Annotated in this window: 17 protein-coding genes; 11 read left to right on the forward strand and 6 right to left on the reverse strand. The window is 61.4% G+C overall.

The genetic code is table 11. The annotated features are described in order from the left end of the window. Positions 1 to 19: 19 nt before the first annotated feature. From JKL48_RS04360 to JKL48_RS04380, 5 genes are all read left to right on the forward strand, one after another. Complete coding sequence (locus tag JKL48_RS04360; RefSeq protein ID WP_201979046.1) at positions 20 to 1,438, forward strand: phosphoribosylaminoimidazolesuccinocarboxamide synthase; 1,419 nt, start codon at positions 20 to 22, stop codon at positions 1,436 to 1,438. Positions 1,439 to 1,539: 101 nt separating this feature from the next. Further along, on the forward strand, positions 1,540 to 2,829 hold the full coding sequence (gene purD / locus JKL48_RS04365) for a phosphoribosylamine--glycine ligase (protein WP_201979049.1): 1,290 nt from the start codon (positions 1,540 to 1,542) through the stop codon (positions 2,827 to 2,829). Positions 2,830 to 2,852: 23 nt separating this feature from the next. After that, on the forward strand, positions 2,853 to 3,500 hold the full coding sequence (gene purN / locus JKL48_RS04370; RefSeq protein ID WP_201979051.1) for a phosphoribosylglycinamide formyltransferase: 648 nt from the start codon (positions 2,853 to 2,855) through the stop codon (positions 3,498 to 3,500). A 158-nt stretch (positions 3,501 to 3,658) separates the two neighbouring features. Continuing rightward, complete coding sequence (gene purF / locus JKL48_RS04375) at positions 3,659 to 5,158, forward strand: amidophosphoribosyltransferase (RefSeq protein WP_201979054.1); 1,500 nt, start codon at positions 3,659 to 3,661, stop codon at positions 5,156 to 5,158. Between the two features lie 152 nt (positions 5,159 to 5,310). After that, complete coding sequence (locus JKL48_RS04380; protein ID WP_201979057.1) at positions 5,311 to 6,498, forward strand: AIR synthase-related protein; 1,188 nt, start codon at positions 5,311 to 5,313, stop codon at positions 6,496 to 6,498. Between the two features lie 210 nt (positions 6,499 to 6,708). Here the strand turns inward: JKL48_RS04380 and JKL48_RS04385 are convergent, their stop codons facing one another. After that, positions 6,709 to 7,044 (reverse strand): DUF2752 domain-containing protein, encoded by a 336-nt coding sequence (locus JKL48_RS04385; RefSeq protein ID WP_201979060.1) that lies wholly within the window; start codon positions 7,042 to 7,044, stop codon positions 6,709 to 6,711. After that, a complete protein-coding gene (locus JKL48_RS04390; RefSeq protein WP_201979063.1) occupies positions 7,019 to 7,573 on the reverse strand; it encodes a TM2 domain-containing protein in 555 nt (184 codons plus the stop codon). Before JKL48_RS04390 ends, JKL48_RS04385 begins: the two co-directional genes overlap by 26 nt. Positions 7,574 to 8,568: 995 nt before the next feature. Here JKL48_RS04390 and JKL48_RS23515 point away from each other — a divergent pair. Then, positions 8,569 to 9,021: an energy transducer TonB gene (locus JKL48_RS23515; protein ID WP_201979066.1), complete on the forward strand. Its 453-nt coding sequence runs from the start codon at positions 8,569 to 8,571 to the stop codon at positions 9,019 to 9,021. A gap of 231 nt (positions 9,022 to 9,252) precedes the next feature. Here the strand turns inward: JKL48_RS23515 and JKL48_RS04400 are convergent, their stop codons facing one another. Further along, complete coding sequence (locus JKL48_RS04400; RefSeq protein WP_201979069.1) at positions 9,253 to 11,184, reverse strand: BamA/TamA family outer membrane protein; 1,932 nt, start codon at positions 11,182 to 11,184, stop codon at positions 9,253 to 9,255. A gap of 248 nt (positions 11,185 to 11,432) precedes the next feature. On the opposite strand from JKL48_RS04400, the gene JKL48_RS04405 reads away from it, so the two are divergent. The 3 genes from JKL48_RS04405 (at position 11,433) to JKL48_RS04415 (ending at position 14,048) form a co-directional block, all read left to right on the forward strand. Continuing rightward, the gene (locus JKL48_RS04405; RefSeq protein WP_201979072.1) at positions 11,433 to 12,701 is read left to right on the forward strand and encodes a putative DNA modification/repair radical SAM protein; all 1,269 of its coding nucleotides are present in this window, start codon (positions 11,433 to 11,435) and stop codon (positions 12,699 to 12,701) included. Positions 12,702 to 12,708: 7 nt separating this feature from the next. Further along, positions 12,709 to 12,975 (forward strand): hypothetical protein, encoded by a 267-nt coding sequence (locus JKL48_RS04410; protein ID WP_201979075.1) that lies wholly within the window; start codon positions 12,709 to 12,711, stop codon positions 12,973 to 12,975. Between the two features lie 146 nt (positions 12,976 to 13,121). Next, complete coding sequence (locus tag JKL48_RS04415; RefSeq protein ID WP_236668616.1) at positions 13,122 to 14,048, forward strand: TIGR03915 family putative DNA repair protein; 927 nt, start codon at positions 13,122 to 13,124, stop codon at positions 14,046 to 14,048. 149 nt (positions 14,049 to 14,197) lie between these two features. Here the strand turns inward: JKL48_RS04415 and JKL48_RS04420 are convergent, their stop codons facing one another. Together JKL48_RS04420 and JKL48_RS04425 are read right to left on the reverse strand one after the other, a co-directional pair. Further along, positions 14,198 to 14,824: a LuxR C-terminal-related transcriptional regulator gene (locus tag JKL48_RS04420; RefSeq protein WP_201979077.1), complete on the reverse strand. Its 627-nt coding sequence runs from the start codon at positions 14,822 to 14,824 to the stop codon at positions 14,198 to 14,200. Between the two features lie 237 nt (positions 14,825 to 15,061). Then, the gene (locus tag JKL48_RS04425) at positions 15,062 to 17,113 is read right to left on the reverse strand and encodes a tetratricopeptide repeat-containing sensor histidine kinase (protein WP_201979078.1); all 2,052 of its coding nucleotides are present in this window, start codon (positions 17,111 to 17,113) and stop codon (positions 15,062 to 15,064) included. Positions 17,114 to 17,232: 119 nt separating this feature from the next. Here JKL48_RS04425 and rfbD point away from each other — a divergent pair, with 119 nt between their 5' ends. Further along, positions 17,233 to 18,114, forward strand: a complete 882-nt coding sequence (gene rfbD / locus JKL48_RS04430) for a dTDP-4-dehydrorhamnose reductase (protein WP_236668617.1) — start codon at positions 17,233 to 17,235, stop codon at positions 18,112 to 18,114. Positions 18,115 to 18,303: 189 nt separating this feature from the next. Here the strand turns inward: rfbD and JKL48_RS04435 are convergent, their stop codons facing one another. Continuing rightward, positions 18,304 to 19,521 carry an MFS transporter gene (locus JKL48_RS04435; protein ID WP_201979079.1) on the reverse strand — a complete coding sequence of 406 codons (1,218 nt, stop codon included), beginning with the start codon at positions 19,519 to 19,521 and terminating at the stop codon, positions 18,304 to 18,306. A 141-nt stretch (positions 19,522 to 19,662) separates the two neighbouring features. Between JKL48_RS04435 and JKL48_RS04440 the strand changes: the two genes are divergently transcribed. Further along, positions 19,663 to 20,187: a GreA/GreB family elongation factor gene (locus JKL48_RS04440; RefSeq protein WP_201979080.1), complete on the forward strand. Its 525-nt coding sequence runs from the start codon at positions 19,663 to 19,665 to the stop codon at positions 20,185 to 20,187. Positions 20,188 to 20,216 lie beyond the last annotated feature (29 nt).

A 20,216-nucleotide genomic window follows, 5' to 3' on the forward strand; every position in this document is an offset into this window, starting at 1 on the left:
TTTTCAGAAACGTAGTTAAATGAACACCCTCACCCGCTTCGCTTCTCCCCAACTCCCCCTGCTGCACCGTGGCAAAGTGCGCGACAGCCTGCGCGCCCCCAGCGGCGACCGCCTCATCATCGTAACCGACCGCCTCTCGGCGTTTGATTCGGTGCTCGAAACGGCCATCCCGCACAAAGGCGCGGTGCTGAACGGCTTGGCCAATTTTTGGTTTGATAAGACGGCCCACATCATCCCCAACCACGTCATCAAGCTTGTGGATGCCAACGCCATGCTGGTGAAGGAGGCTCAGCCTATTAAGGTAGAAATGGTGGTGCGCCAGTACCTCACCGGCTCGATGTGGCGCGGCTACCAGGCGGGGCAGCGCACGTTCTCGGGCGTGACGGTGCCCGATGGACTGACGAAAAACCAGCCCTTCCCGCAGGCCATTGTGACGCCGACGACGAAGGAGGAATCGGACCGCGAAATCACGCCCGAAAACCTGGTGAGCGAAGGCTGGGTGACCAAGGAATTGTACGACCAGATGGCCGTGAAGGCGCAAATGCTGTTTGCCGTGGGCTCGCAGCTGCTGGCCGAAAAGGGCATTATTCTGGTGGATACCAAGTACGAGTTTGGCTTGCTGAACGGCAAGCTTATTCTCATCGACGAGATGCATACGCCCGATTCCTCGCGTTTCTGGGCGGCCGAGGACTATGCCAGGAACCCCGAAACGGCCGAGCAGATGGACAAAGAGTACGTCCGCCAGTGGCTCATTGCCAACAAAAAGGACGGCCAGTACCCCCGCGCCCTCACCCCGGAAGTGACTCAGGAAGCCAGCCGCCGTTACCTCGACATCTACCAGCGCATCACCGGCGAGGCCTTGCCCACGGCCGACACCCACGGCCCCGATGCCCCCCACACCGGCCGCCAGGACGCCCACGCCCGCGTGCTGGCCAACCTCGTGCAGGCCGGCTTGGTGAAAGACGCTTGGGTGAACATCGTGATGGGCTCGCCAGCTGACAAGGAGCACTGCGATAAAATCCGCCGCCAATTCGAAGGCTACGACGTCTTCACGCAGCTGCGCGTGGCCTCGGCCCACAATGTTGGGGAAGCAATGGCTGGCCTGGCCGAAATCTGGAACAACAGCATCGAACCCGGCGTCATCATCGCCGTGGCTGGTTCGGGCAACGGCCTCGGCGGCTTCCTGGCTGCCAACGTGAACGTGCCCGTGATTTCGTGCCCTCCCCACGAGGACTTTGCTGAACTGGCCCTGAACCTGAACTCGTCGGTTATCACGCCCAGCGGCGCGCCCAGCCTCACCGTGGTGCGTCCCGACAACGCCGCCCAGGCCGCCCTGCGCGCGCTGAACATCCCCCGCCTGCGCGAGCGTCTGAGCCAGGACATCCTCGCCACCAAAGCCAAGCTAAAAGCGGCCGACGAGGAGTTTAAAAACCTATAGAGACGCGACGCTTCGCGTTTCGGCGTTGAGCCAGGGAGCTGCGCAGTAATAACATCAGCAACTACTAAACGCGAAGTATCGCGTTTCAACATACTAAATCCGTGACCACCTCGAAAAACGTTCTCCTCCTCGGCTCCGGCGCCCGCGAGCACGCCCTGGCCGAAAAGCTGACCCGCGACGGGGCCACGGTACACGTGCTGCCCGGCAACGCCGGCATCCCGAACAGCCAGTTAGGCTTTAATCCGCTGGATTTTGAGGCGGTGAAAGCCTTCGCGCAAGCCCACGATTCCAACCTGATTGTGGTGGGGCCGGAGGCGCCGCTGGCGGCCGGCATCACCGACTTTTTTGCGGGTTCCGACATCAAGGTTTTTGGCCCCACCCGCTCGGCGGCGCGGTTGGAAAGCTCGAAGGTGTGGAGCAAGGAGTTCATGCGCCGTCACGGCGTAGCGACTGCCAAAGCGTGGCCGTTCCGGAGCGACAACATTGCGGCGGCCCGGGCCAAAGCCGCGGAGCTGGGCGGCCATGTAGTGGTGAAGTACGACGGCCTGGCCGCCGGCAAAGGCGTGTACGTGTGCTCGTCGCCAGCAGAAGCGGAAGCGGCTTTCGATGACCTGCAAACGAGCTACTCAGGCTGGTTTTCCTTCTTGCTGGAAGAGAAGCTGACCGGTCCCGAAATCAGCATCATCGGCCTCACCGACGGACACGAAATCAAGCTACTGGCCACCTCGCAAGACCACAAGCAGCTGCTGGCCGGCGACCAGGGCCCTAACACCGGCGGCATGGGCGCCTATTGCCCGGTGCCCTTCGCCGACGACAACGTGCTGGCCGCCATTCGCCGCGACATTATCGACCCCACGCTGCGCGGCTTGCAACGGGAGCAGTTTGAGTTCCGGGGCTTCCTGTACTTCGGCATCATGCTCACGCCCGGCGGCCCCAAGCTGCTGGAGTACAACGTACGCCTCGGCGACCCCGAAGCCGAAGTGCTGCTGCCGGCTCTCGACAGCAGCTTGCTGAAGCTGATTGAGGCCACGCTCGACGGGACGCTGAGCCAGCAGGCCGTGCGGCAGCGGCCCGGGGCTTATGTGGGCGTGGTGCTGGCCTCGGGCGGCTACCCGGCGCCGAAATTTCCCACCGGGTTCCCCATCACCGGTCTGGATGACCTGCCCGCCGGCGTGCGGGCCTACCACGGCGCCACCAAGCGTGACGCGGACGGCCAACTTGTGACCAACGGCGGCCGCGTCCTCGTTTTGTCGGCCCACGGCAACAACTTGGAAGAAGCCACGACCCGCGCCTACGAAGCCTGCGCCCGCGTCACATTCCAGGACGTGTATTTCCGCCCCGACATTGCCCAACGCCCCGCGCCGACGCTAAGCCCGGCTGTTGTAAATTGAGACCAGAAGCCCAACTGAAACTCATGAAGCTCCTCACCGCCTTTGAGCAATTTCAGCTGCCTGCCCTCCCTTTTGGCGAGGGGAGGGAGGGGAAGTTGGTACGGCTGGCCATCCTGCTTTCGGGCCGGGGGTCCAACATGCTGGCGCTGGTGGAGGCCACCAAAACCGGTGTGCTGAAAGGACTGGCCGAAGTAGTGGTCGTGTTCAGCAACAAGCCCGACGCGTTTGGCCTCGAAGCGGCTGCCGCGCTGGGGTGCCCCATCGCCTCGCTGCCCAGCCAGGGCCGCAAGCGCGAAGCGTTTGATGCCGATGCGGCGCACTTGCTCCAGCAGTACCAACCCGATTTGGTGGTGCTGGCCGGCTACATGCGCATTTTGTCGCCGGCATTCATTCAGCCATTCGCAGGCCGAATTCTCAATATTCATCCGGCCGACACCCATCATCACCAAGGTTTACACGCTTACGAGTGGGCGTTTGAGAACCGGCTGCCCGAAACCAAAATCACCGTGCACCTGGTTGACGAGGGGCTCGACACCGGCCCCATCCTCGCCCAGCAAACCGTGGACTTGCGCGGGGCCGACACCCTGGTCGAAGTAGAGCGCCGCGGCCTGGCTGTGGAACACGAGCTATACGCCCGCACGCTGGCCGAATTAATTCAAAAACAAAACTGAACGTCATGCTGAGCCTGTCGAAGCATCTCTACTGTGCCAGTAATCAATGCCGTTATAACGACGCGGTAGAGATGCTTCGACAGGCTCAGTATGACGTACTAAATGGCCTGAACCCAGCAGGCGTTACCCCTCCAGTTACCAAATAACCACCCCATCCCATGTGCGGAATAGTAGGTTTTCACGGTCCCGATAACGTCGTAGGCGACATGATTATTGGTCTCACCGCCCTCCAGCACCGGGGGCAGGACGCGGCCGGCATCGCCACGTTCGACGACTCGTTTCACCTCTGCAAGGGCCAGGGCCTCGTCAACGACGTGTTCAAGCCCAAGCATGTGAAGAAGCTAAAGGGCAACATCGGCATCGGGCACGTGCGCTACACCACCCAGGGCGCCAACGACTCCGACCTCGCGCAGCCCTTCACCACCAGCTACCCCTTCGGGCTGGCGATGGTGCACAACGGCAACGTCATCAACTTCCGCGACGTAGCCAAGCGCCTGCACGACAAGTACCACGTGCTGCCCAAAACCACCAACGACCTGGAGCTCATCATGTACACCTTCGCCTCGGAGCTGCGCGTGAAAGACCTCGACCGCATTTCGGTGGTGGATATTTTTGACGCCGTGGAAACCACGCAGGAGCTGGTGGAAGGCGCTTACGCCACCATCACCGTCATTGCCGGGCACGGCCTGCTGGCTTTTACCGACCCGCTGGGCATCCGGCCGCTGGCGCTGGGCCGGCGCGACACGCCCAATGGCCCGGTCTATGCCTTCGTGTCGGAAAGCACTTGCTTCGACTACCTGGACTTTGAATTTGTGGAAAACGTTGGCCCCGGCCAAGCCATTTTCATCGACAATAACTACCAGGTGCACCGCAAAAACCAGTACGCGCTGCCCAAAAATTTCTGCGTATTTGAGCAGATTTACTTCGCCCGCGAAGACTCCGTTATTCACGGCCGGCTGGTGGCGCGGGAGCGGGTACGGCTGGGCAAAATCCTGGCCCGCAAGGTAGTCGATGCCGGTTTGAAGCCCGATATGGTGATTGACGTGCCGTCATCGGGCTATTTTGCGGCCTCCGGCTTGGCCGAAGCCATTGGCGTGCCGTACCGCCGGGCGTTGGTGAAAAACAACCACATGGGCCGCTCCTTCATCGTGCCTACCCAGGCCGGGCGCGAAGACGTGGTGAAGAAAAAACTTAACCCCATCCGCGAGTTTGTGAACGGCAAAAAGGTGGCCGTGGTCGACGACAGCATCGTGCGCGGCACCACCTCGCGCCGCATCGTGCGCCTGCTGCGCGAAGCCGGCGCCAAGGAGGTGTACTTCATTTCCAGCGCGCCGCCCATCGTGTCGCCCTGCATCTACGGCATCGACATGGCCATGAGCACCGAGCTGATTGCGGCCAACTACACGGAGGACGAAATCTGCCGCTACATCGAGGCCGACAAGGTGATTTACCAGGACTTGCAGGATTTGTACGAGCTGTTCTCGGAGGAGCGCGGCCACGGCGGCTCGTGCTTCGCCTGCTTCTCGGGCAAGTACCCGACCGGCGACGTGACCCACTACCTGCGCCACATCCAGGAAGAGCGCGCCAGCCACCGCGGCGACAAGAAAAAGGATAAGAAATCGGTGAGCGCGAAAGCGCCCGAGCCGACAGAGCATTAAGCATTGTAAAACACCCAGAACGTCATGCCGAGCGCATCCGAGGTATCTCGCTTGCCGCAGTAACCCAATCGTTGCAACGAAGCGAGCGAGATGCCTCGGCTGCGCTCGGCATGACGTGCTTCTTTAGCCTGACATTTCCCGAGTTAGTACCCATGTCCACCTCCACCGAAAACCCTGCCGGCTACTCCATCGAAGAAGGCAACGCCGCCTCGCGCAACGCCTACAACTGGTCGAAAAAAACCTTCCGAAACCGCGCCGGCAAGCCCGGCGAGCCCGCCCAGGACCTCGACGGCGGCTTCTCCAACGAAATCCGCTTCGGGGCGGAACGGCTGGGCATCAGCTCCGACGGCATCGGGACCAAGATTGAAGTGGCCGAGCGCTTGAACAAGTACGACACCCTCGGCTACGACCTCATCGCCATGACGGCCGACGACCTCATTGCCGCCGGTTTCGTACCCACCAACCTCTCCAACATCATCGACGTGAACCACCTCGACTACGATGTGGTGGACCAGATGATGCGCGGCCTGCACGATGCCGCCAACTTCGCCCAGGTGGCCATCACGGGCGGCGAAATTGCGGAGCTGGGCAACCGCATCGGCGGCTGGCCGGGCGCCAAGATGAACTTCAACTGGTGCTCCACGGCCATTGGGGTGCTGCACCCGAGCCTGGCCCAGCCCCTGAGCGGCAAAACCGCCCAGGCCGGCCACGTGGTGGTGGCCCTGCGCTCGCCCTCGTTCCGCTCCAACGGCTACTCGCTGGCCCGCAAAACCCTGCAAAAGGTATTCGGCGACAACTGGCACGACGCCCCCTTCGACGCTGTGCTTAATGAAGAATTAGGAATGAAGAATGAAGAATTGGGAGCGCCTGATAATTCCTCATTCCTCATTCCTCATTCCTCATTAAGCGCAGCCGCAGGCGAAGCGCCAAAGTCCTGGGGCGAGGCCATGCTCGCGCCTTCACTCATCTACTCGCCCGGCGTGGCGGCCCTGCTCGATGCCGGCCTGCCGCTGCACGGCGTGGCCCACATCACCGGCGGCGGCGTGGCCGACAACTTTTCGCGGGTGCTCAAAAATGGCCTCGGCGCGGTGTTGGATAATCTGTTTGCGCCACTGCCCGCCATGCAGCGCCTCTGCGAAATCGGCGGCATCAGTGCCGAAACGGCCTACCTCTACTGGAACATGGGCACCGGCATGCTCCTCGTGACCGAAGAAGCCAGCGCCGCCGCCGTGGTAGCCTCGCTGCAAGCCAGCGGCTACGAGGCGCAAATAGCAGGACACCTCACGGCCGAGCGCGGCGTGACACTGCGCGTGGCGGCTGGAGAACTGCGGTATGAGTAGTAGCCCAGCGGCTGAGGTACACTATCGGTCCTGAAACAACTCTTGCGATGGTGCCTTTCCTGCGTCTGGGTTCCTTGGCTCCGCTTTTCAATACTGTTAGACTTGTGGCCCTGATGCTGAGCGGGCTGCTATTTTTTACTGCCTACAAGCTGCTGAAGGAATCGCCCTAAAAAAAGCCTGCCGTGTTAGCGGCAGGCTTTTTTAGGTGATTTAAAATCCAATCCAGCCCAAGCGTCGGGCGGAGGTCAGGACCTCTTTGGCCCATAAGAAGGCCAGCATGGGAAGCACTAGCACAAACAAGTGGTTGAACCCCCAGGCCGTGCGCCATTGCAGGTGAATGGCATGCATGCAGGCGCGGCCCATTCCACAGCCGGGGCATTCCTGGTCCAGCAGCACCCGGCTGAGGCAGATGCTTTTGGTGTGGTCCAGGAAGTCGGCCGGCAGCAGGAGCAGCGTGAGCCACACCAGCGCCGAGCCAACCACCACGGCCTGGGCCCGCCAGCGGTGGGGCTGGGTTGGATTAGAGTTTCTTAGCGTAGTCGCCATCTTTCGGCTTTAGGTCGCCGGTGATGATGCGCACCAGGTCAATCAAGGCCCAAATGCCACAGCCGCCTGCGGTTAACAACTGCACAATGCCGATGCCGGTATAGCCCAGGTAGAAACGGTGGATGCCGAGGCCACCCACCAGCAGTACCAGTACGAGGGCCACAATCTGACTCTTGCCTTCGGCCGAGAGGGAAGCGGCTGGCGCGGTGTGCTTGGCGGCCTGCTTGCTGAACTGACGCTCCAAGGCCGGGAGGCGCTTGGCGATGCGCTGTTGCTGCTTGGGGGTTAGCGTAAAGGTTGTGGCATGCTTGGAGGCGTTGGAGGTGGAAGCAACGGTGGCGGTATTTGCCGACAGCGAGGCCGAAATTTCTTGTTCAACTGCCGTATCGGGTGCCACGGGTGCAGTGGTAGCGGTGGTGGTTTCAATAGCAGGTGCTACGGCTACTGATTTGTTGGTGCTGTAAGCTGCCGAGGCCGAGCTGTTGTCGAACTGGAAGTAACGGCCCGACGAGCATGCTGCGGTTGCCATGAGGGGAACCAGGGCAACCAAGGTGTGAAATTTACGCTTGAACAAACGCATAACAGAAAAAAGGAAAAAGGTGAATGAATGAGCAGGTTTTCTGCACAGGCAAATAAATTGAGAAAATCGTTACGTTCAAAGCAACCTGCAGAATAGGGAATCAGAAAAATAACAAGTTAAATCCCGTTAAGGACGTGGGTAATGTTGCAAATATGCTATTAGTTAATATTTTAACTTAAAAATGCTCTATTCTCAATGGGGCAACGAAATTCCTCCTTTTAGAGCAATTTCCAGGTTGGTGGATGGAGTTAGAGACGCAAAATGTTGCGTCTCTAACTCGTTCAAAGAACCATTTACCAACCTGAAAACCACTCCATATTAGCTCGCACGCGGCGCTATGCCATGGCCCAATTGCTTGGCGGTGCCGCTGCTAGCGGCTTTATCAGGCCAAGACCACCAATTCATCGCCGCACTACGGCTACTCCGCAACCTAGTCCGAAGCATCGGCCTTCGCTGTGCACTGCATAATAGCTAAACAGGCTCCTTGCAATAACCGCTTCAACATCAGGTAGTAAGCCCAAAGGGTGCGCAAGGTGGGCAGCATTTCTGGAAGCAGTTGCCCTTCATCAATGTTATCGGCCGGCAAGGTCTTGGTAATGTGCCGACGGTTCTCCGCAGAAAACAGTGAATGGTATATTATATTGTAATAATTATAAAATTTTAGCAAATGGTTAAATGGGATTTTGTCTTTAAAATACCAAAATGCCATCTGTTATTATGTGGAATAAGGTACATAAACTCCTTTCAGGATGGTTTTAGAGGCTTTTATATATTGTTTAAGCGTTCAAGTATTATATAACCAGTATATTTTTTACCTGGGCAAAATCTGATGAAAAGACAATTTATTGAAAACTCTTCGTATCTTTAAATCATCACTTCGCTATCAGGCTAATTATTGGCCGTCGACTTTCTAGCTTACTCATTCACTTTTACTGCTTCGCAACGTGAAAAATTCGCTACGCTTCCTTCCGTTTGTGGGCCTGTTGAGCTTGGTAGCCGCCACGCAAGGGCACGCTCAGGCCGGACCCAATGCAGCAGCCCGTACCAGCCCGGTGGCTCCGGCGGCCATCAAGCCCGATTCCGTGTTTGTCAACCCCGAGGTGCGGCCCCAGTTTGTGGGCGGTGACAAAGCTTTTATGGCCTACCTGAGCAAGTCCATTCGCTATCCGCAGCTGGCGCTGCAGCGGCGCGTGTCGGGCAAAGTGTATGTCAATTTTATCCTGAGTGCCCAGGGCAAGGTGCAGGATGCACACGTCATCAGCGGCCCCGGCAGCGGCCTGAACGACGAAGCGCTGCGCCTGATATGGCTGATGCCGCCCTGGGAGCCCGCCCGCTCAAATGGGCAGCCCGTGCGGGTGGCCTGCACCGTGCCCATCGCCTTCACCGCCGACCGGTAGCTAATTGTCAAAGTGCCAACTATATGATAAAGCATCAAGCGTCCTGCCGGGGAATCCTGGCAGGACGCTTGATGCTTTATCATGCTGCGCCCGTCGGTCATCCTGAGCACCGCGAAGGACCTTATCGCGCCTGTGTCAATTGGGTGGCTGCAAACCCTTCAGCAGTAATAAGGCCCTTCGCGGTGCTCAGGATGACCGACGGGCGCAGGAAAGTGTTGCAAAACATACTACCTACTGGTACTGGCCGGTACCGGGCGCCCCCAGGCCAAAATCGGTGAAGGTGACGGTTTCGCGGGAGGTTTCGAACATGCGGAGGCCGTTGGGGGCGCTGATGCCGCGCGGGTAGTAGCCAATCAGCAGTTGAAAGGTGCGCAGGGCCGTAAACTCGTTGCGGAAGCGCACCCCCAGCCCAAACCCCGTGTAGGGCGCATCTTGGAAGGGCGTGCCACCGCGGGGCTGGTCGCCTACCCAGGCGGCATCGGCAAAGGCGATGCCCGCCAGCCGAAAGCCCAGCAGCGAGAGCGGGGTAAAAAGCGTGGTTTCGTAGTTGAGCACGAAGCGGCTGGTGGCCAGAATGGGCGCCGCTGGCGAAAACCCGCGCAGGCCCCGGTTATCGGTAATGCCCTGGAGCAATTCGCCCGGCCGGCGGTCGAACCCAATGGTGGCCTTGCTGCTGAAAAAATGCCGGTACTGCCAGTTGCCAAAGTGGTAGAGCTTGGTGAACGTGGTGAGCTCCGACGAGAGCAAGCCCTGCTCCCAATCGCGCTCCGTGTTCAGCTTCTGGTAAGCGCCCAGGTCCAGGGCGCCGTAGAGGTAGCCCGTGCGGGTGCTGAAGCCCGCCGCCGCGAAGCGGATGTCGGCGTAGCGGCGCGGCACCACACTGTTCATGTCGTAGCCGGCCGTGAAGCTGATGAGCGTACCGGTCGGAATGTCCTCGGTGCGGCCAAAGCCGAACAGGTACCGGTCCTTATAATAGCGGCGCACCGAGTAGCCCACCGTGCCCAGCAGCACCACGTCGTCGTTGTATTCGTTGTGGTAGTCGGGCAGCTTGCTCGCATCGGGGTGCGGGATGGCGCTGTAGTCGGTCCGAATGACGCGCGCCGACACAATGACGCGGCCTGGGTTTTCGTAGCCCAGGTCGTAGGAGCGCAGGCGGAGGGACCGGCCCACCCAAGCGTCCTGTATGTTGTAGTGCAGCGGGTAGTAGTCGTAGGGCTCGCCGGGCGTGGGGGGGGCCAAGACAATGTTCTGGCTGTACGAATTAAGGTTGATGGCGCCGGCATACCGCACACTGGGCGAATAAAAGTCGCGTTGCAGCGATACCCCGCCCGAGCGGTAGTTGTAGTCGTTGCGGTAGCGCCCCTGCGCATACAAAAAGTTGCGAAACGGGGCCGTGTAGCTGCCTTCGTACGACCAGGTTTGGGGCGTGCCGCCATCGGGTGCGTGCACGATGCCGTAGCGGTAGGCATTCTCGACCTGATGCCCCTGGCCCAGAAAATTCTGGTCGCCCAAGGTGACGAGGGCCGACGTGGCCGAGCCCACTTCCACACCCGCCGTGACGCTAAATACGTCGGTGGTCAGCACCACAATGTCCACGCTGTCGCGGGTGGTCGTGGCTTCGTTCACCAGCACGCGGGCATCCAGGATTTCGGGCGTTTGGCGCAGCAGGCGTTCCGATTCGGTGAGGGCCTGGGGCTCCAGCGGCTGGCCGGGCCGAAACAGTAGCACCTGCCGGATGCGCGAGCGGGCCGTTTTGAGGTGCAGGGCGTTGCCCGACTTCTCCCAAAACGAGCGCGGCTGGCGGGTCGAGTCGGTGAGGCTGTAGCCAAAGGCATCGAGCGTGCGGATGTTGATGCGCCGCACAATCTTGAAGTTGTGCCGGTCGAACTGCCGGTCGAGCAGCACCGCGTCGAGGCCGGCTTGTTCTTCTTGGCGGCGGGTGAAGTTGAACAAGGCAGAAACTGCGCGGCCGGCAATGGTTTTGCGGCGCGAGTAGGCTTGCAAGCGCGTAATCACCCGCTGCTCGTCGAAGCGCTGGCGCAGGGAGTCGGGCCGGTGCGGCAGGATTTCCTGGTTGGCGTGCAGCGAATCGGGCGGCACGGCCATGCGCGGGTCAAACGTCTGCGCCCGCGCCGGCCGGGCGCCCCACGCCAGCAGTAACATCAGCAGAAAGCAGCCGCGAAAACTCATAATTCAGCCCAACGCCGCAAAGTACGAAAAGGAGCCGGGGGTGTTTGCCGGCCAAGATACGGCTGGTGCCATCGGAGGCGGGGTTTTACTAAAATACGCGGGCATGCCGCAGGAGGGTTTTTCTAAAAACAGGAAACTATTCCCAAAAAAATTAGCTTAGAATAGTAGGCCTATTTGGTCGCTGTATATTACTTTTAAGCCCGAAAGCAACCCGCTGCCGCATGAATGAGCGCATTCAAGAGAAACTAAGCATATTAGCTGATGCCGCGAAGTACGATACCTCGTGCAGCAGCAGCGGTGGCAAGCGTAAAAACGAAAATAAGGGCCTGGGCAATGCCGAAGGCATGGGCATTTGCCACAGCTACACCGAGGACGGCCGCTGCGTGAGCCTGCTCAAGATTCTGCTCACCAACCATTGCATTTTCGACTGCGCCTACTGCGTGTCGCGCCGCTCGAACGACGTGAAGCGCGCCGCCTTCACGGTGGACGAAGTGGTGGACCTGACCATCAATTTCTACCGCCGCAACTACATCGAAGGTCTGTTTTTGAGCTCCGGCATCTTCTCCAGCCCCGATTACACGATGGAGCGCCTCGTGCGCATCGCCAAAAAGCTGCGCACCGAGCACAAATTCAACGGCTACATCCATCTCAAAACCATTCCGGGCGCGAGCGAAGAGCTGATTCAGGAAGCCGGGCTGTATGCCGACCGCCTCAGTGTGAACATCGAGCTGCCCTCGGAGCTGGCCCTGACCACGCTGGCGCCTGAAAAAAACTACCAGGAAATTCTGACCCCGATGGGCCAGATTCGGGACGGCATCATCCAGAATAAAGAGGAAAAGGCGCTGTTCAAGAAAGTGCCCGCCTTTGCCACCGCCGGCCAAAGCACCCAGCTCATTGTGGGAGCCAGCGCCGAAACGGATTTGCAAATCATTAAGCTCACCGACAGCCTCTACCAAGGCTATGGCCTGAAGCGGGTGTACTACTCCGGCTACATCCCCGTGACGGACGACGCCCGCCTGCCGCAGGTGACGCAGCCGCCCCTCATCCGCGAGCACCGCTTGTACCAGACCGACTGGCTGATGCGCTTCTACGGCTTCCAAGCCGATGAAATTCTCGACCCCGCCCACCCGCACCTCGACCTCGAAATCGACCCCAAGCTGGCCTGGGCCCTGCGCAACCGCCACGTATTTCCGGTGGATGTGAACACGGCCGAGTACGAAATGATACTGCGCATTCCCGGCGTGGGCGCCCGCTCGGCCAAGCGCATTGTGGCCGCGCGCCGCTTCGCCAGGCTGAACCTGGAAACGCTGCGCCAGCTGGGCGTGGTGCTGAAGCGCGCCAAGTATTTCCTGACCTGCCAGGGCGAGCACCAGCCCGTCATCGGCGAGCTGAGCGAGCAGCAGGTGCGCCGCCAGATTCTGTTTGGGTCCGGCGCCGTGCGCTCGGCCCTGGTCACGCAGCAACTCGACTTATTTGCCCAAGCTTCCTAACCGCGCTATGCAACCCGACGCTCTCTTCCTCCAAGGCCAACCCAAAGTGCAAACCAGCACCTTAGGCGGCGTGCAAAACGACATCTTTTTTTCTGTCATGAAAGTCATCCACCGCCAACCGCAGCCGACGCCTTCGGCCAATTCCGATAAAGTAGCGCGCCTCTCGTGCTGCTGCCGCCTCAGCGAACTGATGCCGCTGGTGCGCCAGTTGCACACCGAGGCCCGCGCCCGCTACCAGGCCCAGCAGGGCGAACAGCGCCAGCAGGCAGCGTAGAAGTTGATTTGCCTGGGGCAGCAGCCAAGAAAGGTGGTCATGCTGAGCGCAGTCGAAGCATCTCTACCGCTTCGTTGCAGTCGATTGAATTACTACTGCAGTAGAGATGCTTCGACTGCGCTCAGCATGACGTTCTTTTGTTGCCCTTGAAACCTATCCGCCGCCCCACCTCCGTCTTGGCGTCTGCCGCCCCGCGCCGGCCCGGCGCGCCCGCGCTCACGGCTCCGCCGCGTGATTATACCTACGACGGCACCTTCGAGGGCCTGCTCACGGTGCTGTTCACGATATACGACTGGCGGGCCGCGCCCAGCAGCATTCAGCCCGAGGCTTCGGCCCAGGTGGGCCTGTTTGCCCAGCCAGCCCACCGCGAAACCGACGAGGCACTGGCGGCACGGGTATGGGACGGGCTCCTGAAAAGCATGGACAGCGAAGCCCGCACCCGCCTCTACCACGTCTTTCTGAGCGAGGACGCGGACCGGGAGCTGCTGATTTTTCGCTACGTGAATTTGGCCCTGCGCTCGGCCCAGGACGTTGCCGAAAACTACGCCAATGCCGATGTGCGCCGCGTGCAGCGCCTGGCCCAGCAGATGTTTCGCGAAAAGCACCGCATGGAGGCTTTCGTACGCTTCGAGAAAACGCAGGACGAGCTGTTCCACGCCACCATTGAGCCGGACATGGACGTGCTGCCGCTCATTGCCGTGCACTTCACCAAGCGCTATGCCGACCAGCGCTGGCTGATTTATGACCGCCGCCGCCACTACGGCCTGTACTACGACCTGACGCGGACCGATGTGGTGCAGTTCGAAGCCGCCGCCGGCCGGAAAACCACCGATGTTTCGGCCACCGTGTTCGATGAGCGGGAGCCGCTATTCAAACTGCTGTGGCAGGTGTATTTCGACCACGTCAACATCCCGGAACGCAAGAACCTGAAGCTGCACCGGCGCCACATGCCGCTGCGCTACTGGAAGTACCTGAGCGAGAAACAGCCGCGGGAAGTGCGTTTCGAGCCTATCCAAAACAAGCAGCCGGTTGTGGGCAAGGAAGTTTCGGCCGGCCAGAAGGCGCTGGAGTAAGGGGTTATTTAGGCCGTCATGCAGAGCGCAGCGAAGCATCTCGCGTGCCTTAGTGACTCAATCGATTGGTTTACTTCGGCACGCGAGATGCTTCGCTGCGCTCTGCATGACGACCTAATGGGTTGCATATATTTTAAAGCAGACCCGTTTTACCAGCGGCGGCCCCGCGCCAGCAGCTCGCTCTTGGAGTTGATGTGAAGCTTGCTGTAGATGTTTTTGATGTGGCCGCGCACGGTGTCGATGCTGATGCCGAGGCGCACGGCAATAAGCTTGTAGCTCAATCCTTCCTCAATGGCCTGCACCACCTGTTGCTCGCGGGGCGAAAGAGGCTGGTTGGGGGCAGCGACGGGCTGGAAAAAGCGCACTATCTGCCGGGCCACGGCCGGGCTCATGCTGCTGCCGCCCTCGGCCACGGCCAGCAGCCCGGCCTTGAGGTCGGTCAGGGGCGTGTTCTTCAGAAAATAGCCCACCGCGCCGGCACACAAGCCCTGGAAAATCCATTCAGGGTTGCCGGGTGGGGTGGTGAGGAGCACCACGTCGGTGCCCGGCAGCTGCGCCCGAATCAACCCCACGCCCTCGATGCCCGACTTGCCGGGCAGGCCAATGTCGGAGAGAACCAGGCGGGGCGGAGCCGCCAGGCCGGGGGCCTGCTCCAGAAATGCTTCCACCGAGCCCACCGCGAGCGCACACTCGAACTCGGGCTGGGCGCAGAGGTAGGTATCCAGTGCCTGCCGCACGGCGGGCACGTCTTCGATGATGGCAAGAGAAATGGGCATGGCGTAAAATTACCGGCTGGCAACCGGAGCCGCCATAGCATTTTGATGGGGGTAGAAAGCAGTAAGTAGAAAGGACTTTGCCGCTTGAAAATTGATGGAGTTAACAAAAAAACTGTCATGCTGAGCTTGTCGAAGCATCTCTACCGCAACAGTAATCAGATTTACTGTTGCGGTAGAGATGCTTCGACAAGCTCAGCATGACGTTCAAAAACGGCTCTTGGCTCACACTGGTGCTTCCTACCCGACCGGCACCTCTACCAGCACCCCAAAGCCGGGCTGGCCCGGCACCGCGCCAAAGCCGGTGCGGCAGGTGCCGCCCACGGCCTCGGCGCGGGCTTGCATATTGCGGCGTCCGTGGCCGGATGCGCGAATGTGGCCGTTGGTGGCAGGGGGGAAGCCGTCGTCGGCAATGCTGAGGGTGAAGGTGCGGGCATCGGCGTGCAGGGCCACCTGAATGTGGGTGCCCCGCGGCGCGTGCTTGCGGATGTTGGTGAGGGCTTCCTTGAAAATGAGGTAGAGCGCCCGGCGGGTTTCCACGGGCAGGGTGCGGGAAGTGGCGCCGGGCGTGGCATCGAAGGTGATGGTGGCTTCGCCGTATTGCAGCACCTCGTAGGCGTGGTCGCGCAAGCGGTCGAGCAGGCTGCCCACCGCGTCGTTGCGGGCATCGAAACTCCACACCACGTCCTGAAGCTGGCTGGCGGCCAGGCGGCTGGTGGCGGCCACTTCGCGCAGCAGGCCTTTTTGCTGCTCCGGCTCGTGCAGGCCTGCGCCGAGCAAGTCGGTTTGCATCGAAATCTGGGTGAGCAGGCCACCTACTTCGTCGTGCAGGTCGGCCGAGAGGCGCGTGCGCAGGGCCAGTTCCCGCCGGAGCCGTCGGCGCCGGTATTCGAGCAAGCCCAGTGCGCCCCCGGCCAGCAGCAGCACAGCACCCAGCAGGGCCCACAGCAGCAGGCGCTGGCGGCGCAGGTCGTCCACCTGCTGGCGTTGGGTGAGGTTGCGGACCTGGGCTTCGGCGTGGTCGGTTTCGAAGCGGGCGCGCTGCTCCTCGGTCACGCGCGCATCGGCCAGGGTGCGCAGGGAGTCGTTGAGGTGAAGCTCGCGGGTTTGCCAGGCGTAGGCGGCGGCAAAATCGTGGCGGTGGGCGGCTACCTTGTTCAACAGGCCATAGATGCCCACGCGCGTAAGCACGTCTACCTGTCGTACGGGCAGCGCCAACACCTGCTGGCCCAGGGCTTCGGCCTGCGCCCACTGGTGTTGGCGCAGATAAAAGTTGGCCAGCACCTGCAGGGCGTCGCCAATTTCTTTGGGGCGGCCCATTTGCTGCTGTTGGGCCAGCACCTGCCCAAAGCAGTAGCGGGCCGAGTCGATTTGGCCGAGTTGCTCGTAGGCGCGGGCCAGGTTGGTCCAGGACGAAGGCAGCTCGCCGTTGAGGTGCTGTTGCTGCCGGACCCGCAGCGCTTTGCGTAGGTAGGGCAGGCCGGCGCGGGCGCTGTCGCGGCGCACCAGCAGCACGCCCAGGTTGTGCCACGACACCGACAGCGAAATGGTATCGCCCAGCGCAGACTCGATGGCCAGGCCCCGGCGGGTGAAAGCAATGGCTTCGCCCCAGCGCTTTTGCTGGCCATACACCAGGGCCAGGTTGCTAAGGGCGGCGGCTTCGGGCTCGCGTTGGCCCATGCGGTGCAGCAGCCGCGCCGACCGAAATAAGTTGACGGCGGCGGAGTCGAGGCGGTTTTGAGCCAGGTAAAGCAAGCCGCGGGAGTTCAGCAGGTCGCCGCGCAGTCGGTCGTTGTCTTCGGCCAGTTGCTCGGCTTCGCTGTACAGGGCAAATGCCCGGCTGGGCTGGTTCAGGTCGCTATACAACATGCCCCAGTGGTAGCGAAACTGGGCCTGCATGGCGCGGGGGGCCGTGGTCAGGAGTGGCGCCGCCTGCTGAAACAGGGCCTGGGCCCGCGGCAGGTTGGCGGCCAGGCGGTAGTAGTCGCCCCGAAAAGCCAGCGCCTCGCCCACCAGCTCCGGCAGCCGGGCCTGGCGGGCCTCACGCTCCGCAGCCTCCGTGTATTCTACCACCCCGGCCGAGTCGAACGGCACGGTGTAGGCATCGGCAATGCGCAGCAGCACGCGAATACGGGCCTCGCCAGCGGGGGCCGCGCGCAGGGGCGCGCGCAGACTATCAGGCACGGGCGGCAGAATTCGGGGCGACTGTGCTCCGCTGGCCAGCGGCAAGCCGAGGCCGAGCAGCCAACCCAGGCAAGCCTTGCGCAGCCTGAGCTTATAATGAAAACTCATAAATGAACGTATCAACACCCTAAATATCCGCCGTGATTTCGATACTCCCGGCATGGCCCTGCCGCAACGCCGCCATTGGGCAAAGCGGCCGTGGCTAACTTGCGCCGTAAACCCACCGCATGCAAAGCACCCCGTACATGGACACGATATTGATTTTTGGAGCCTCCGGGCAGTTGGGGCAGTGCCTGGCGCACGTGGCGCAGGAAAGAAAAACGGCCGGCCTGGAGTTTCTGCCCGAAGCGCAGGCCAACATCCTGGATGTGGCCGGGCTGCAAGCCTTGTTTGCCCAATACCGTCCGGCTTATGTCATCAATTGCGCCGCGTACACGGCCGTAGACAAGGCCGAGGACGAGCTGGACCTGGCCCGCAAAATCAACCGCGACGGCGTGGAAAACCTGGCCCGGCTGTGCGGCGAGCACGGCACGGTACTCATTCAGATTTCGACCGATTTTGTGTTTGCCGGCACCGGCAACCAGCCCCTGACCGAAACCGACGAAACAGCACCCATCAGCGCCTACGGCCTCACCAAGCTGGAAGGCGAGCAGGTAATTCCGCCGCTCACGGACCGGTATTTCACCCTGCGCACCAGCTGGCTCTACTCCGAATTTGCGGGCAACTTCGTGAAAACGATGCAGAAGCTGGGGCGCGAACGCGACGAGCTGCGCGTCATCTGGGACCAGGTGGGCACGCCCACCTACGCCATCGATTTGGCCGGCGTTATTCTGACCATTATCGAAACCGGAAGCACAGCCTACGGCCTCTACCACTACAGCAACGAAGGCCTGACTTCGTGGTACGACTTCGCCACGGCCATCTTCGAACTGAGCGGAATTTCGGTAAAGACCACGCCCATTCGCACCAGCGAATACCCCACAAAGGCTACGCGTCCGCCGTTTTCGGTGATGGACAAGACGAAAATTAAAGCCGCACTGGGCGTGGCCATTCCGCACTGGCGCGCAAGCTTGAAAACCTGTGTGGAGCGGTTGTCTGCGGCGGAATAATGTACAGACGGCAATAGAGTTATAGAAAGGATTTGTTCAGGAAGCAGGCCGTCCTGCCGAGCGGAGTCGAAGCATCTCTACTGCAGAAGTAAATAAATGCTGCTGCGGGAGAGGTGCTTTGACAAGTTCCGCATGACGTTTTGCTTGATTTTGCCGCCTTCCTAAACGACGTCTAATGCTTCCTGCCAGCTAATGGCCACGCCCATAAAACCGGCTCACCAAAAACGCTGCGCCGGCGAGGGCTGCCCCCAGCAGGCACACGCCGGACCAGCCGGCGTGCGTCCAGGCCAAGCCGCCGAGGACGGAGCCCAGCGAGCCGCCCGTGAAGTAACCGGTCATGTACACCGTGTTGAGGCGGCTGCGGGCCTCGGGCACCAGCGAGAAAATGAGCGACTGATTGGAGATGTGCGCCGCCTGCACGCCCACATCGAGCACGATGACGCCCACCACCAGCCCGGCCACATACAGCCCGCCAACGCCCAGCACGGCATACGCCACCAGCGCCAGCACAATGCCCAGCCGAACAGTGTAGTCTGAACCGCGCGTATCGGCTGTTTTGCCGGCGAGCGGGGCGGCCAGTGCGCCAAAGGCCCCAATCAGGCCAAAGAAACCCGCCACATCGGAACCGTAGTGGAAGCGCGGCCCTTCGAGGTAAAACGCCAGCGTGGTCCAGAACACGCTGAAAGCCGCAAACAAAAACGCCCCCACCAGCGCCGCCCGCCGCAGCGCCGGCTGCTCCCAAATGAGCGTGCCCAGCGATTTCATCAGCGAAGCATAAGTGCCCGGGAAAGAGGGCTGGTCGGTGGGCAGTTGCCAGGCCAGCAGGGCCACGAGCGCCACCATCAGCCCGGCCCCGATTTCGAACATGGCCCGCCACCCCAGGTGCGCCCCCACGTAGCCGCTGATGGTGCGCGAGAGCAGAATGCCGATGAGCAGCCCGCTCATGACGCGGCCCACCACGCGGCCGCGTTCGGCCTCGGGCGCCAGGTGCGCGGCCATGGGCACCAGCAGCTGCGGCACCGCCGACAGGATGCCAATGAGCACGCTGGCCGCCGCCAATAGCGCAAACGTGGGCGCCCACGCCGCCAGCGCCATGGCCCCGGCCGCGCCCAGTAGCATCAGCAGCATCAGGCGCTTGCGCTCCAGCATGTCGCCCAGCGGCACCACAAACAGCATGCCCAGGGTGTAGCCCACCTGCGTGGCCGTGGCCGCCAGGCTGGCGCTGCTGTCTGAGAGGTGGAAAGTGCGGCCAATGGCGGCCAGCAGCGGCTGGTTGTAGTAGATATTGGCCACCACCAGCCCACAGGTGAGGGCCATGAGCCAAACCAGGGCATTGCTTAAAACCGGGGCCGGGCGGTGGGCCGGGGTGGCCGAAAGGGTTTGATTTTCGATAGCTGCGTTGGACATGAATGGAAAGGCCGCGCACGGCGCGGGCGGGGTACAGGTTTCCTCCAACCGCTTAAACCATCCGATGGTTGCACTTGAGTGCGTGCAAATGCGGCACTGGGTTTGGGGCAACTCCGCCCGCGAGCCTGCGTTTTACCCAGCATGAGCCGAGGTTTTGTTAAAGAAGACGACGCGCAGACGCCGCCCATCATTCCGCCCCGCGCGGCCCTGCCGCCGGGTACGCCCAACTACGTCACGCCCCGGGGCCTGGAGCTGTTGCGCGCCGAACTGGCCACCCTCGAAGCCGAGCGCGCCCAGGCCGAAGCCAACCGCGACAACGACACCGACCGCACCCATCAATTGTCTTTCTACAATGGCCGCATTGCCCTGCTCACCGAGCGCCTCGGCAGCGCCAAAGTGGTAGACCCCTCCGGCCAGCCGCCTAAGGAAGTGCGCTTCGGCGCCACCGTCACATTGCGCACGGTGCGCGGCGGAAAAGTAGGTTTCGAGCGCAAATTCACCATTGTCGGCGTCGATGAAGCCGATGTGGCGCTGGGCAAAGTCGCCTTCGTGGCGCCCATTGCCCGGGCCGTGCAGGGCGCCAAACTCAAGCAGCAAGTTGCGCTGAAGCTCGGTTCGCAGGAAGAGGTGGTGGAGGTGACGGCTATCCAATATTCCGAAGCGTAATTTTAGCCGCGCTGGCTCGGTACCAAGCC

Source organism: Hymenobacter rubidus (assembly GCF_016734815.1).
Classification (GTDB): domain Bacteria; phylum Bacteroidota; class Bacteroidia; order Cytophagales; family Hymenobacteraceae; genus Hymenobacter; species Hymenobacter rubidus.

What these genes read in the sequence shown, in the direction of transcription:
- JKL48_RS04360 (WP_201979046.1), top strand. Translation starts at nt 20, where the DNA reads ATGAACACCCTCACCCGCTTCGCTTCTCCCCAACTCCCCCTGCTGCAC.
- purN (WP_201979051.1), top strand. Translation starts at nt 2,853, where the DNA reads ATGAAGCTCCTCACCGCCTTTGAGCAATTTCAGCTGCCTGCCCTCCCT.
- purF (WP_201979054.1), top strand. Translation starts at nt 3,659, where the DNA reads ATGTGCGGAATAGTAGGTTTTCACGGTCCCGATAACGTCGTAGGCGAC.
- JKL48_RS04380 (WP_201979057.1), top strand. Translation starts at nt 5,311, where the DNA reads ATGTCCACCTCCACCGAAAACCCTGCCGGCTACTCCATCGAAGAAGGC.
- JKL48_RS04385 (WP_201979060.1), bottom strand. Translation starts at nt 7,044, where the DNA reads ATGGCGACTACGCTAAGAAACTCTAATCCAACCCAGCCCCACCGCTGG.
- JKL48_RS04390 (WP_201979063.1), bottom strand. Translation starts at nt 7,573, where the DNA reads ATGGCAACCGCAGCATGCTCGTCGGGCCGTTACTTCCAGTTCGACAAC.
- JKL48_RS04400 (WP_201979069.1), bottom strand. Translation starts at nt 11,184, where the DNA reads ATGTTACTGCTGGCGTGGGGCGCCCGGCCGGCGCGGGCGCAGACGTTT.
- JKL48_RS04405 (WP_201979072.1), top strand. Translation starts at nt 11,433, where the DNA reads ATGAATGAGCGCATTCAAGAGAAACTAAGCATATTAGCTGATGCCGCG.
- JKL48_RS04410 (WP_201979075.1), top strand. Translation starts at nt 12,709, where the DNA reads ATGCAACCCGACGCTCTCTTCCTCCAAGGCCAACCCAAAGTGCAAACC.
- JKL48_RS04420 (WP_201979077.1), bottom strand. Translation starts at nt 14,824, where the DNA reads ATGCCCATTTCTCTTGCCATCATCGAAGACGTGCCCGCCGTGCGGCAG.
- JKL48_RS04425 (WP_201979078.1), bottom strand. Translation starts at nt 17,113, where the DNA reads ATGAGTTTTCATTATAAGCTCAGGCTGCGCAAGGCTTGCCTGGGTTGG.
- rfbD (WP_236668617.1), top strand. Translation starts at nt 17,233, where the DNA reads ATGCAAAGCACCCCGTACATGGACACGATATTGATTTTTGGAGCCTCC.
- JKL48_RS04435 (WP_201979079.1), bottom strand. Translation starts at nt 19,521, where the DNA reads ATGTCCAACGCAGCTATCGAAAATCAAACCCTTTCGGCCACCCCGGCC.
- JKL48_RS04440 (WP_201979080.1), top strand. Translation starts at nt 19,663, where the DNA reads ATGAGCCGAGGTTTTGTTAAAGAAGACGACGCGCAGACGCCGCCCATC.